Raw genomic sequence first — 13571 nt, 5'->3', positions numbered from 1 at the left:
CGATTGGTTCCAACCCCCTCCCCCGCTCACCTATGGTATTATTAAAAGGTTCCAAAAAGAGGTTCGCAAACTCCCTCTCTAAAAAACTAAGGAGATATGTACAATGAAAAATGAAAAAGCGGTGGTCGTCTTTAGTGGCGGTCAAGACAGTACGACATGCCTGTTTTGGGCATTGAAAAACTTCCGGGAAGTAGCAACGGTAACGTTCGACTACGGACAACGGCATTCGGATGAAATCGAATGTGCCCGAAACATTGCGGAAGAACTTGGTGTATCGTTCAAAGTGCTGGATATGAATTTGATTAACCAATTGTCAGCTAATGCGCTCACACGAGATGACATTGAAGTGACCGAAGTGGATGGCGAACTACCGTCAACATTCGTACCTGGACGAAATCACCTGTTTCTATCTTTCGCGGCGGTTTACGCGGATGCGATTGGCGCACGGCACTTGATCACCGGTGTGAGTGAAACGGATTTTAGCGGTTATCCTGATTGCCGCGACAATTTTATTAAATCATTAAATGTGACGTTGAATTTAGCCATGGATGGAAACTTTGTCATCCATACGCCGTTAATGTGGCTTGATAAGTCCGAAGTGTGGGAGCTGGCCGATGAACTGGGCGCAATTGATTTTGTGCAGGAGAAAACACTCACTTGCTACAACGGCGTTCCAAGTACAGGATGCGGAGAATGCCCTGCGTGTGCGCTGCGCAATGAAGGGCTTGCGGCATATCAAGCCCGGAAGACTGCAGGTGCAGCTAAATGATGCAGCAATATTATCCGCAAGTTCAACATGACTATCGATTCGAATTAAATAAAGACATGCATTTTTCGGCTGCTCATTTCATTCCTCATGAAGATGCTGGGAAATGCCAAGTAATGCATGGGCATACGTATTTTATTAATGTCACCATCGGAGGAAACGAGCTAGATCCGCTCGGTTTTTTAATAGATTTCAAGCAACTGAAAGATCTCATTCACAAGAAATATGATCACTCCGTGTTGAATGATCATCCTGAGTTCCAACATACCTTTCCGACGACTGAACGGTTGGCAGAACAAATTTGGAATTCCATTCAGGACGTTCTCCGTAAAAAAGACAATCGTCCTGTTTGCCTCCAAGTGATTGTTCGGGAATCTCCAACGAGCTATGTTGTTTATCGTCCATTACGGGAGGAATTACAATGAAGATTCCTGTAATGGAAGTGTTCGGCCCTACAATCCAAGGGGAAGGAATGGTCATCGGACAAAAGACGATGTTTGTCCGGACGGCAGGTTGCGATTATTCTTGTGCTTGGTGCGATTCCAGTTTTACATGGGACGGAACAGGCAAAAGCGTTTCGAAACGCCCGCAAGACATTATTGATGAGCTGAAAGCAATCGGCGGACAGACATTTTCACACGTGACAATTTCAGGGGGAAACCCTGCCTTGCATAAAGGGATCGGAGAACTGGTCGATCTTTGCCATGCAGAAGGTTGGAAAGTTGCCGTCGAAACGCAAGCTACGTTTTGGCAAGATTGGTTGTTGAATATCGACGACATCACGCTTTCTCCAAAACCACCGAGTTCAAAAATGATAACCGATTTCAGCAAACTTGATCATTTCATGGAGAAACTGACTGGTGCAAATGCAAGTCTGAAAATCGTTGTTTTTGATGAAATGGATTTCAAATTTGCGGAAGAAGTCCATCTCCGCTACCCATCAGTTCCTTTCTATTTACAAGTGGGTAACGATGATACAATAACAACAGATGACACCTATCTTGTATCCAACTTATTGAAACGGTTTGAATGGCTCATCGATTTGGCTGTCGCTTCCCCGGTTATGAACGACGCGAAGGTGTTGCCGCAATTACATGCCCTTGTGTGGGGCAATAAAAGAGGCGTTTAGAACATCACCACAAAGTATTAAGATAAATAAAAAGGTCGATTTTCATTTTTGTGAATCGGCCTTTTTATTATATTTTATATATTATTTGTTGACTCTCACGCTACAACACTTTATATTAAGAATGAGATTGAGAATCGTTATCAATCATAAACATAAGTTGGGAGAGGAAATAATATATGAAGAAAAGTTTAATGGTCCTGCTTGCCTCTTTGCTACTCGTTCTCGCGGCATGTGGGAATAGTGCGAATCAAAGCAGCGACGCAGGAGATAACGAGAAGCAAAAGAAAAACGAAAAATCCGAAGTGAATTTGTATACGAGCAGACATTATGACGTTGATAATGAGCTGTACAAAAAGTTTGAGGACGAAACAGGCATCAAGGTGAACGTCATTAAAGGTGAAGCCGATGAGTTGATCGAGCGGATCAAACGTGAAGGAACAGCTACGAAAGCCGATCTTTTCTTAACAGCAGACGTTGGCAGACTATACCGTGCCAAAGAGCAAGGATTGCTTCAAGCTGTGTCAAGTGACATTTTGTCGAAACAAGTGCCAGAAAAATTCCGTGATTCTGATGACATGTGGGTAGGTTTGACGAAACGTGCACGTATTCTCGTATATAATAAAGATAAAGTGAAACCCGAAGAGTTATCAACTTATGAAGCGCTCACAGAAGATGCATGGAAAGGACGTTTTCTTGTTCGTTCATCCGAAAGCGTCTATAACCAGTCTCTATTAGCTTCATTCATCGAAATCGACGGTGAAGAAAAAGCGAAAGAATGGGCACAAGGCATTGTGAACAATATGGCACGCAGTCCGGAAGGCGGGGATCGTGACCAAGCGAAGGCCATTGCTGCAGGCATTGGTGACATTGCAATCATGAACACCTATTACTTAGGACAAATGCTGAACTCTCAAGACCCGGAAGAGGTCAAAGTAGCAGAACAGCTAGGTATTTTCTTCCCGAACCAGGAAACGACAGGAACACACGTCAACATTAGCGGTGCTGGGGTTGTCAATGGTTCGAAAAACGCGGACAATGCGTTGAAACTTCTTGAATTCCTAACTGGTGAAGAAGCACAATTTACATTTGCAGAAGCAAATTACGAATATCCTGTAAACCAAGACGTAGAACCAGCAGAACTTTTAAAATCTTGGGGTGAGTTCAAGGAACAGGAAATTCCACTCACAGTTCTAGGAGAAAATAACGCAAAAGCGATTATGATTTTTAACGAAGTAGGTTGGAAATAATAGTTTGCCCCCTGCCGCTTTTGCGGTAGGGGTTTATTGCGGAAAAGGCAAAGGATGGGTTTGGTCATGAATAGGCGAATTGTAAACGTGAATGGTTGGACAATCGGTGCAATACTCATTATTACTTTACTGTTTGTTCCTAATTTATCAATTGTCACAGGCGTTTTTACTCCTGCAAGCGAAAATTGGGGGCATATTCGCGAATTCATGCTTGTAAACTATATTAAGTCTTCACTCACACTTGTATTGTTCACAGCAATATTCACCATCGCAATTGGTCTTAGCCTTGCTTGGCTTATTGCACAATATGACTTTCCACTTCGTAATTTCATGAAATGGTCACTCATCTTACCTTTATCAATACCGCCATTCATCGGTGCATATACGTACCATGGCATCCTCAATTACACGGGCATCATTCAAAAGACGCTTCGAAATCATTTTGATGTAACGGTGAATCAAGCCTATTTCGATATTATGAATGTCCCGGGTGCCATTTTCATTTATACGATTTTCTTATATCCGTATGTTTATATGATCACGAGAATTTTCTTGTCCAATCAAGCTGCTTCTCTCGTTGAAAGTGCACGGACACTTGGGAAAGGCCCTATTGAAATCTTCCTGAAGGTTGTACTTCCCATTTCACGTGTGTCAGTCATAGGCGGGGCTAGCCTTGTCATATTAGAAGTGTTAAATGACTATGGCGTAGTTAAGTATTTTGGCATTCAAACGTTCAGTACTGCAATTTTCCAGACGTGGTTCGGCCTAGGAGACTTGGATTCTTCCATAAAACTTGCGGCTTGCCTGATGGGCATCGTCATCTTCATCCTCGTAATTGAGTGGGTTCTCCGTGGCGGAAAGAAATACAGTTTCTCTTCAACGAAACTTAGACCGCTGCCACTCGTCAAATTGACCGGAAAAAAGGCAGCTTTGGCAACAGCGTATACGCTAATTATTTTTACGATTGCCTTCCTCATTCCAGTTCTCCAGTTGTTGGACTGGGTTGTCCTCACATTCGGCAAAGTTCCGATGGAGGAAGTGTTGACATACACGAAAAACTCGATCATTGTTGCGGGAACAGCCTCAATGCTCATCATTTTGTTCTCGCTCATTATTGGGAATTTTAGTCGAATTACGAAACACAAGTTTGCAAAAGTGGTTCCTAAATTAACAATTCTTGGCTATTCCATACCAGGTGCAGTCATCGCTGTAGCAGTCGTCACAACTTTTATTGCCATTGACCGGCAACTAGCACCTGTATATCTATTTTTAGGATTGGATTCCGCACTCGTCTTAAGTGTTAGTTTAGTTATGCTAATTAGTGCATACATCATACGGTTTTTCGCAATCGGGTACAATTCGATTGAATCTGGATACACGAAAATCGGTACGGACTTTCGTGATGCCTCGCGTATGCTAGGCGTTAGCAGCATGCGAACATTTTTCAAGATCGATATTCCGATGATGAAAGGCGCAATTATTAGCGGATTCATCCTTACATTTGTCGACATTTTAAAAGAAATCCCATTGACTCTCATTTTGAGACCATTCAACTATGATACACTTGCAACAAAGGCGTTCCAATATGCTAGTGATGAAAAAATTATGGAAGCGTCACAAGCTTCCTTACTCATAGTCGGTGTAAGTGCAATAGCAATATTCGTTTTTAACAAACTGCTTAGAGAGGGGTCGGATTAATATGTTTATCGATATTCAAAATATGAGCTTCTCTTATTCGAATTCACCTGCCAATGCAGTCGAAGACTTCACACTTACGGTAAACAAAGGTGAAATCATCTCTATACTTGGGCGAAGTGGAAGTGGGAAAAGCACAATTCTTCGACTGATTGCCGGACTTGAGATGCCGAAAGGCGGTTCATTTACGTTAGGCGATAAAACAATATTTAACACCCACACATTCGTCCAACCCGAAAAGCGCGGAATTGGTATGGTATTTCAAGATTATGCGCTATTCCCTCATATGAGTGTAAAGGATAACGTATTATTCGGACTCCCTAAAATGGGCCGTAACGATAAATTGAAACGTCTGAAGGAAGTATTGGAACTCGTGGAACTTGAAGGTTATGAAAAGCGGTACCCGCATCAGCTGAGCGGTGGTCAGCAACAGCGCGTATCACTTGCACGTGCAATTGCACCAAAACCTGAGCTCATTCTTTTGGATGAACCTTTCAGTAATCTGGACACCGAACTCCTAGTTAAAATTCGTGAAGATCTTCGCCGGATATTAAAAAAAGCGAACATTACCGCAATCTTCGTTACACACAATCAAAACGATGCCCACGTACTTGCGGATCGGATCGTGAAGATCAAAGATGGCGTGATTGACCAAGTCGGCCGACCTTGCGATTTGCTGGGCAGTTCAACAGATGAAAAAGGCAATATCGAGTTATTGCCTGAAAAAGAACTCGTAAGTGTATGAAGTAGAGATTGAAGGATAACAAATAAACGTCGTGAAATACAAATCATTTCTCTAAAAGCCGTAGAAATCCGTAGAAAGGGGCCGTCCGGAAAGTCAGTGATAACTGATTCTCTGTGACGACCCCTTTTTAACTTATATCATGTACTGTGGATCTTCTCTCCAGATTAACGCATTAATGATTTTAATATTGACAATAAACTAATAACACATTACAATTTATTTGAACAGTGGTTAAATGAGGAGGTACTATGTCATCTCGAAAATTTGCGCAACGTGATCTAACTAAGGAGATGATCATGGATGCTGCAAGAGATTTATTCATCGTAAAAGGATACGAGCACGTTTCGATGCGTCAAATAGCAAAAGAGCTTGGTTATAGCCACGGAGCCATTTATTATCACTTCACAAATAAAGCAGAGCTGTTTTATGCACTCGTGGAAGAGCATTTCGGCATGTTAGAACATAAGCTTCTAGAGCTCGCGCAAGCCCCTCTCGCACCACGGGAAAAGCTTGAAGCCATCTTGCTTGGCTATATTGAATTTGGTTTAAACCATCAAAGTCATTATGAAATCATGTTTTTGATTAAAGACGAGGAAGTGCGTGACTGTCTCAATCAAAGCCCGAACGATACTTATGAATTGTTTGCACAAACCGTGCATAGTTTGAGCAAGAAGCAGCTTTCCATTCAAGAGATCTGGTCTATTTTCTTATCCTTGCATGGGTTTGTCACACACTATTTGCGACATGTCCTTCATTATGAAGAGGTTAGAGACATGGCGAAGGCACATGTCCAATTTTTGTTGAAAGATAGATATTAAAGTTAGCCATCAATTGGCTTCCTTTTTTCACCTCATTTGAACAGTGGTTAAATAATAAATTGGGGGTTATTAAATGAAGAGAGCACTTGTTTTAGGAGCTTCGGGCGGAATGGGATATTCAATTGTGAATGAATTGATCAGCAGAGGCGCGGAAGTCATTGCATTCGCCCGGACGGAGCAAAAACTGAAGAAATTGTATGATGAGCGACAGGAAATCACCATTCAAACCGGGGATGTCTTCAACCTCCAAGATCTTATTGCCGCGTCTGAAAATGTAGATGTCATTTATCAAGCGGCTAATATCCCTTACCCGGAATGGGAGGAAAAACTAGTCCCTTTCATCGGAAATGTCATAAAGGCGGCCGAAATCCAAAAAACAAAGCTTGTATTGATTGAGAATATTTATGCGTATGGCAGATCGACTGGGATTAAGGTGACGGAAAATACTCCGAAACAACCGACTACGAAAAAGGGAAAAATTCGTTTACAAGTAGAGCATCTTGTCAAACAATCAAACGTTCCGACAATCATTGCCCACTTTCCAGATTTCTATGGTCCGAATGCCGAAAATACGGTATTGCACTATACCTTAAAGGACGCCGTTCAACATAAAAAAGCGATGTTCGTCGGAAACCAAACGATTGCAAGAGAATTCATTTATACACCAGACGGAGCTAAGGCCGTAGTCAACCTATCAATGCACGACAATGCCTATGGCCAAAACTACAATATTCCTGCTTATGATGTCATTACCGGGAAAGAACTCGTTCAGATTATCCATGAACTTTCCGGGTACGACAAACCAGTCAGGACAGTTTCCAAAAATCTAATTCGGTTCCTAGGTATTTTCAACGCCAACATGCGTGAAGTGGTTGAAATGTTTTATTTGAATGAAGAACCAGTTGTGTTAGATGGCACTAAATATATAACTGAAATTGGCCCGCTTCCTCGCACCTCCTATCAGGAAGGATTAAAACGTACAATAGAATACATGGTCCGTGCAAAGTGAATAACCAACAAAAAACGCCACTCCCAAACAGAGGAAGTGACGTTTTTCATTTATTGCATACGTTTCGGCCAAAAGCTCCATTTGCCAAGCAACACTAGAACTGCTGGGATCAATAGTGGCCGGACGATGAATGTGTCAATCAAGATTCCTAACGCCATAATGAACCCGAATAGCTTCAATTCATAAATCGGCATTGTCGCAAGCACTAAGAATGTCGCAGCTAAGATCAGCCCTGCGGAACTGATGACTCCCCCGGTACGCTCTACTCCTTTTCGCACCGCTTCGTCGAACGGCATCACTTTCAACTCCTCACGGATCCTTGCAATGAGCATGATGGAATAATCGACGCCTAATGCAACAAGGAAGACAAATGCATAGAGCGGAATGCGGTAGTTAATTCCTTCTAAATTCAAAAACACTTCAAATAAGTAGTAGGATAACCCTAGTGTTGCCGCAAATGAAAGCAAAATACTCCCGATCATGTAAAGCGGCGCAACAATGGACCTCGTTTGTAAGCCTAGCATTATCGTTATCAAAACGGTCATTAAGATTATAACAATCCACGTATCCCGATCATTAATATCCCGTACATCGGCATTGACCGCCGTCTCACCGGAAATATACATAGACGTGTCTGACAGGTTCGCATACTTCAAGATCTTCTCGCTGTCTTTCCGGAGCTTTAACACCGCATCAAAGGCTTCCTCATCATAAGGATTACCTTCAAATGTTATGGAGAATTTTGCTGCTTTTCCATCTTCACTTATAGGATTGCCTTGTGTCGTCACACTGGCTATGGAAGGATATTCTTCAATTCGTTCAATCACTGTTCTCATTTCTTCCATGCCAAACTCACTTTCAGTGACAAATAGCAATGTCCCCGGTGCCAAGCTACCCTTCGAGAAGTCCTCTCCTAATCGCTCATAACCTTCTCTGGATGAAAGGTCTTCCGGAAATGACGCGATTAAATCATATGACTCTTTCATATTGGTCATATTCCAAGCACCTAACGCAAGAAGCAATAGGATTGGAACCATGAATTGCCACGGCCTTTTCGTAACGACAGCCGCCACTTTTCCCCAGATCGTTTTCTTTTCGACTGTCTCCTCACCGTACTTCGGAATTAACGGCCAGAATGCCTTTCTGCCAATTACCGCAAACAAGGCAGGCAATAACGTCAAGCCCGCAATTAGCATTGCACCTGCCGCAATTGCAAATACTGGTGCGAAATTACGGTACGGCTCATAAAGGGCAAAAAACAATGTCGCAACACCCAACAAGATTGTGCTGCCGCTAAAGAAAATCGGTTCTTTTACGTGGCGCATCGTTTCCCTCATCGCTACATTTGCATCCTCATGCATTTTTAATTCTTCTCGATAACGAGAGAAAATAAGCAATGAATAATCCGTAACGACTGCAAACAAAAGAATCGTCATAATCGACAGCGCCTGGCTATCAACGCCGAACCACCCTTGTGCAGTTGTAAAGCCGATCAACCGGTCGACAACTGCGTAAACGATTCCCGCGCCTACTAACGGAATCAACGTCAATAGTGGCGAACGGTAAATGATTAAAAGCAAAACTAGAATCAGCCCTACCGTTGACAGCAACAAGACAATATCTGCTTGGCTAAACAGCTCCACCGCGTCTGATGCAATTCCGGCCGGCCCCGTCCAAGACAGTTCAATTGCATCGTCAATTTTACCGCCCACCGATTCTTTAATGGATTGAACTAATTTGTTCAGATCTTTTCCTTCAAGGGTTTCTGGTAATGTTAACGGAATGAAAAACGTCTTTTTATTTTCCGATAGAAATGACGCGCGCTGCTCTGCTTGTAATTTGGATAAAGGGATGACATCCACTTCATCAAACGCTTTGTCCTCCTTCAAAGATTCAATTGCTAGCGCGAAACTGAGAATTTCTTCATCTGACAGCTCGCCATCCTTATGGAATACTCCAAAAAGTGGAATGCCTCCGTCATTCGGAAAATGCTTTTCCAACTCATATCCCGCTACGATGGAAGGAGAGTCAGATGGCAAGCCGAAGTCTTTATTGGCTATGACATTTTCGTTACTGCCCGGTGCAAATACGGAAGACAAAATTGTGATCATCAGCCAAATCCCTATGGATAACCACCAAAGACGTCTACCTCTTAATTTTCCTTTTTGCACTAGCGTCTTCCCTCTTTCTCTATTAAGAATGTCACCAAAATAAATAGCGCAAAGCTAATGAGCAGGACACTGCCACCGACGATATAGAAGATGAGCGAGAACGTTTCATTCACACCGAATGGTTTCATAAATTGGAACCACATACCTGCAGTTAAACCGATTGATCCGATGATTGCCGTCCAACTATGTGCGGCAACCAACTTTTTCGCGCGGACTTTATAGATTTTGTAGAAGACACCCCAAGCGAAAACTGATAACCAACCGACGACGAGGATGTGAGCATGGATTGGGCGAAAAGCATATGATCCCGCCCCCGCCATATGGGACCCTAAAAACGCTCCGATCATCCCAAATATCGCTGAAATACGAATTAGCCGTAAACTCCATTTCTCTTGCATGTCATTTCCTCCTAATTATTCATGTTATACTCTCATAGTAAATGGCTAACATGAACGGAACATGAACAAGAGATTACAATTTAGGAAGTATGACTGTAAATGTAGTGCCTTCCCCTTCTACACTAGCAATTTCCACCCTACCTCCATGAAGCTTTACGACTTGGTCCACGATGGAAAGCCCGAGCCCCGTCCCTTCGACTTCGTGCGTCCTGGAATGATCGACCCGGTAAAACCGGTCAAACAACCTATTCAAATGCTCTGTAGCAATCCCTGCCCCGTTATCCCGGACTGCAACTTCCACATCATCAAATCCGCCTGACAGACGAATATCAATCTCGCCGCCCGACTCTGTATATTTCAATGCATTGGAAAGCAAGTTCTCCCATACTTTTTCAAGAAAAGAAGGGTCTCCTGTTATCGCGACTTCGTCCAACTCCATGACAAGTGACATTTGTTTCTCCTCCAGCAGCCATCTTTGTTTGCGGATAACTTCTTTGAGTTGCTCATCCAAGCGAAAATTGATCGGCTTCAAGGGAGACTCCAGCTGATCGAGTGACGTCAACAGCAATAACTGCTTCGTCAATGAAGACAGCCGTTCCGTCTCGGACTGAATAACTTTCGCATAGTTTCTCCGCTCCTGTTCGGGCAGCTCACTATCCATCAATAAATTGGCGTATCCTTTAATATTGAGCAATGGGGATTGGAAGTCATGTGAAACATCATTGATGAACTCCTTGCGCATCCGGTCATTTTCACTGAGTTTCTCGGTCATCCGCTGAAAGCTCTGCGCCAGCTGGCCAATTTCATCTCTACGGTTTATATCAAGGGTTCCCGTGAACCTCTCTTCACCTACTCTTTTCGCCGCCGCGGTCAACTTCGTGATCGGTTCAATCAATTTCTTCGCCACAATCAACATCGACAGCAAACTGACAATCGCCATGACGACGACCATGCCACCCAATAGAAAATGGACTTCCGTGAACAGCATTTTGATATCCGGTCTCATGAAAAGCGCATATGTTTCCCCATTGTATGTAAACGGGACACCTACCGTGTTCGCAAGTTCATCCGAAAAGAAACCCGTCATGAACGTCTCGGTCTTCAAATCACGCATGCCGTGGTACAGTTGACCATCGAGCACCCGATCGACAGAAACTGTTCTTAAATTCTCCTTACGAAACGGCACTCCATACATGTGGGCCTCCCGGTTTTCATTCACAACGAATAACTTGTAGCCCGAGGCGGCCTGCGTCCTGAAATAGCTCTCCAAATCGGCAGGCTCTTCCGTCTCGATATAATCCGCCATCGCGAGTGCGATATTCATGTTTTTGGCGTCATTCTGCCCTTTCAATTGCTGGTGGTAATATGTATTTACGACGAGAAATGCAATGACAGCACTCGTCATCATTATGCCCGTTGTGAAGGAAAGGAATTTTCCATAGAGGGATCTCATGTATCCGACACCTCGAGCTTGTAGCCGACCCCGCGGACTGTCGTTATGCAAATGCCCTCCGGCAGCCCATCAAGCTTATCTCGCAGCCGTTTGATATGGACGTTCAGCGTTTGCTCATCCCCTTCATAATCGAAGCCCCATACGCGTTCAATAAGGAAATCACGTTCAAACACTTGATTCGGCTTAGAGGCAAGCACAGATAACAGCTCAAATTCCTTCAATGGCAGCAACAGCACTTTTTTCCCTATGGACACTTCATAGCTTTGCCTGTTGATTTTAAGCGGCCCTGCCTGTATGAACATATCGACAGCTTTATCATATCTCCGTAAGATGGCATTGATTCTGAATAACAGCTCCTTCGGCTCAAACGGCTTGACGACATAATCGTCGGAACCAGCCAAAAAGCCTTTCTCCTTATCTTCCATCTCCCCTTTTGCGGTCAGCAATAAAACGGGAATATCCGCTTCGGCCCGCAGCCTCTTCGTCAATTCAAATCCGTCCATACCGGGCATCATGACATCGACAACTGCTAAGTCGGGAAGCTGCTCCTCCAGACTCTCGAGTGCCTGTGCACCATTTGCCGCCTTGATCACTTCATAGCCCGCCTGAAATAAATGGATATTCACTAGCTCCAATATATTCGGATCATCATCCACTACGAGTATTTTCATATTCATCTTCCCTTCCTTTTCAAAAAGGACCGCAACTCTGCATTTAGCAATCCTGAAACCATTAGGATGACTGCAGTCAAATAAAACCAGAGGACGAGCAGGATGATTCCTGATAGCTGTCCATAAAGTCTCGTATAATCGACATTTGCCACATAGCTCCCGAAGAAAAGCGAGAACAGCTGCCAACCGATTGCAGAAAAAACTGCGCCCGGCCACACTTCCTTCACTTTCATTTTACCTGTCGGAACAACTTTGTAAAACAATAGGAAAAACAGGAACAAGAACAGCGTTCCAAGGCCCCATCTTACCATCGGCCACACAGTCTGCCAGCCGCGCCATTGCTCAACCGTATCGTAATAGGTCACCACTTCGTGCAACGCCCTTTCGATTAACGGAAGAAACAAAGACAAGGATAGGATCAACATGAATAATAACGTGACACCTAAATCTCGGATCAACACTTTCCAAAAAGCATATCTTCTGACATACCCATAAGCCTGATCCAACGAACGCGCCAACGATTGCACAGCAACTGATGACAGCCAGAAAGCCGCAGCCAAGCTTGTGTATAAAACGTTCCCCTGCACCTTAAAAATAATCGCCCGCACATTCTGCTCAATGATCACATACGCCTCACTCGGCGCAAATGGCCGAAGGAACGCTAAAAACATCTCTTCATTCACGGGTAAATAACTCAACAAGGAGAACAAGAAAATGAGAAAAGGAAACATCGATAACAGTAAATAATAAGCCGTCTGCGCCGCCTGATCAAAAAATCGCTCCTTGAAAAACCTCTTCGCCACATTGAGCAAGATCACCTTCTCTCACCTCCTCCCTACAATATACCCTATTCTTCCAGAAGAAATGGAATGCAAAGCAAAGAATTTATGCATATTAATTGAAGCGAAAATTAAAGGTGTAGTGACATGCGGCGATTATCAGTAAATCAATAAGTTAGTGCCCAGATACGCATAAAACACAAATATCACGCATAAATAGAAGCAAATACGCATAAACCTGATTAATTACGCATAAGTCTGCCTAAAAACGCATAAATGTATTTAAAAGCGCATAAATAGTGATTGATCATAACCTAGATATTCTAATAGGCGGGCTAGTTCGGAAACGAATGGCTTTCTTTGGGCGCGGAGCGGGTCTCTTTGGACGCGGGAGGGCTTCCTTTGGGCGCGGGGTGGGTCTCTTTGGACGCGGGAGGACTTCCTTTGGGCGCGGGGTGGGTCTCTTTGGACGCGGAAGAACACTGAGTTCCCATACTGAACGAAATCGCGCCGAATGTCTTTGACAAATTAAGCACTATCTGTCGATATGGATTTATAAACACAAAAAAAACCATCCCCCACAGGGGATGGCCTTTGCCCGGCGACGTCCTACTCTCACAGGGGGAAGCCCCCTACTACCATCGGCGCTGAAGAGCTTAACTTCCGTGTTCGGTATGGGAACGGGTGTGA

13 protein-coding genes, 1 rRNA gene and 1 riboswitch are annotated in these 13571 nt (G+C 43.7%); of the genes, 8 read left to right on the top strand and 6 right to left on the bottom strand.

Translation table 11 applies throughout. The features are described from left to right. The first annotated feature begins 52 nt into the window (after positions 1 to 52). A riboswitch (PreQ1 riboswitch) is annotated at positions 53 to 96 on the top strand. Positions 97 to 103: 7 nt separating this feature from the next. The 8 genes from queC to NIT04_RS00090 all read left to right on the top strand — a co-directional run bounded on the left by queC (position 104) and on the right by NIT04_RS00090 (position 7409). Continuing rightward, entirely contained in the window at positions 104 to 769 is a 666-nt protein-coding gene (queC, locus tag NIT04_RS00125) for a 7-cyano-7-deazaguanine synthase QueC (protein WP_252501588.1), read from the top strand. Then, complete coding sequence (queD, locus tag NIT04_RS00120) at positions 766 to 1191, top strand: 6-carboxytetrahydropterin synthase QueD (protein WP_252501587.1); 426 nt, start codon at positions 766 to 768, stop codon at positions 1189 to 1191. The genes queC and queD overlap by 4 nt, the downstream gene beginning before the upstream one ends. Beyond that, positions 1188 to 1895, top strand: a complete 708-nt coding sequence (gene queE / locus NIT04_RS00115) for a 7-carboxy-7-deazaguanine synthase QueE (protein ID WP_252501586.1) — start codon at positions 1188 to 1190, stop codon at positions 1893 to 1895. Before queD ends, queE begins: the two co-directional genes overlap by 4 nt. A gap of 176 nt (positions 1896 to 2071) precedes the next feature. Next, on the top strand, positions 2072 to 3142 hold the full coding sequence (locus NIT04_RS00110) for a Fe(3+) ABC transporter substrate-binding protein (protein ID WP_252501585.1): 1071 nt from the start codon (positions 2072 to 2074) through the stop codon (positions 3140 to 3142). 66 nt (positions 3143 to 3208) lie between these two features. Next, positions 3209 to 4840, top strand: coding sequence for an iron ABC transporter permease (locus NIT04_RS00105; RefSeq protein WP_252501584.1), 1632 nt, complete (start codon positions 3209 to 3211; stop codon positions 4838 to 4840). A gap of 1 nt (position 4841) precedes the next feature. Continuing rightward, positions 4842 to 5582 (top strand): ABC transporter ATP-binding protein, encoded by a 741-nt coding sequence (locus NIT04_RS00100; protein WP_252501583.1) that lies wholly within the window; start codon positions 4842 to 4844, stop codon positions 5580 to 5582. A 248-nt stretch (positions 5583 to 5830) separates the two neighbouring features. Continuing rightward, the gene (locus tag NIT04_RS00095; protein ID WP_252501582.1) at positions 5831 to 6400 is read left to right on the top strand and encodes a TetR/AcrR family transcriptional regulator; all 570 of its coding nucleotides are present in this window, start codon (positions 5831 to 5833) and stop codon (positions 6398 to 6400) included. 73 nt (positions 6401 to 6473) lie between these two features. Then, complete coding sequence (locus NIT04_RS00090; protein WP_252501581.1) at positions 6474 to 7409, top strand: SDR family NAD(P)-dependent oxidoreductase; 936 nt, start codon at positions 6474 to 6476, stop codon at positions 7407 to 7409. Between the two features lie 50 nt (positions 7410 to 7459). Here the strand turns inward: NIT04_RS00090 and NIT04_RS00085 are convergent, their stop codons facing one another. The 6 genes from NIT04_RS00085 to rrf form a co-directional block, all read right to left on the bottom strand. Then, positions 7460 to 9520 (bottom strand): MMPL family transporter, encoded by a 2061-nt coding sequence (locus NIT04_RS00085; RefSeq protein ID WP_252501580.1) that lies wholly within the window; start codon positions 9518 to 9520, stop codon positions 7460 to 7462. A 59-nt stretch (positions 9521 to 9579) separates the two neighbouring features. Beyond that, positions 9580 to 9978, bottom strand: a complete 399-nt coding sequence (locus tag NIT04_RS00080) for a hypothetical protein (RefSeq protein WP_252501579.1) — start codon at positions 9976 to 9978, stop codon at positions 9580 to 9582. Between the two features lie 73 nt (positions 9979 to 10051). Beyond that, entirely contained in the window at positions 10052 to 11431 is a 1380-nt protein-coding gene (locus NIT04_RS00075; protein ID WP_252501578.1) for a HAMP domain-containing sensor histidine kinase, read from the bottom strand. Further along, positions 11428 to 12102 carry a response regulator transcription factor gene (locus NIT04_RS00070; protein ID WP_305880095.1) on the bottom strand — a complete coding sequence of 225 codons (675 nt, stop codon included), beginning with the start codon at positions 12100 to 12102 and terminating at the stop codon, positions 11428 to 11430. Before NIT04_RS00070 ends, NIT04_RS00075 begins: the two co-directional genes overlap by 4 nt. Positions 12103 to 12104: 2 nt before the next feature. Further along, positions 12105 to 12920, bottom strand: a complete 816-nt coding sequence (locus NIT04_RS00065; RefSeq protein WP_371922473.1) for a YihY/virulence factor BrkB family protein — start codon at positions 12918 to 12920, stop codon at positions 12105 to 12107. Between the two features lie 557 nt (positions 12921 to 13477). Beyond that, a 5S ribosomal RNA gene (rrf, locus tag NIT04_RS00060) occupies positions 13478 to 13571 on the bottom strand; the annotation flags it as partial.

Source organism: Sporosarcina sp. Marseille-Q4943, from assembly GCF_943736995.1.
Classification (GTDB): Bacteria; Bacillota; Bacilli; order Bacillales_A; family Planococcaceae; genus Sporosarcina.
Note: the sequence above shows the minus strand (reverse complement) of the source record. Positions and strands in the feature narration are given on the sequence as shown.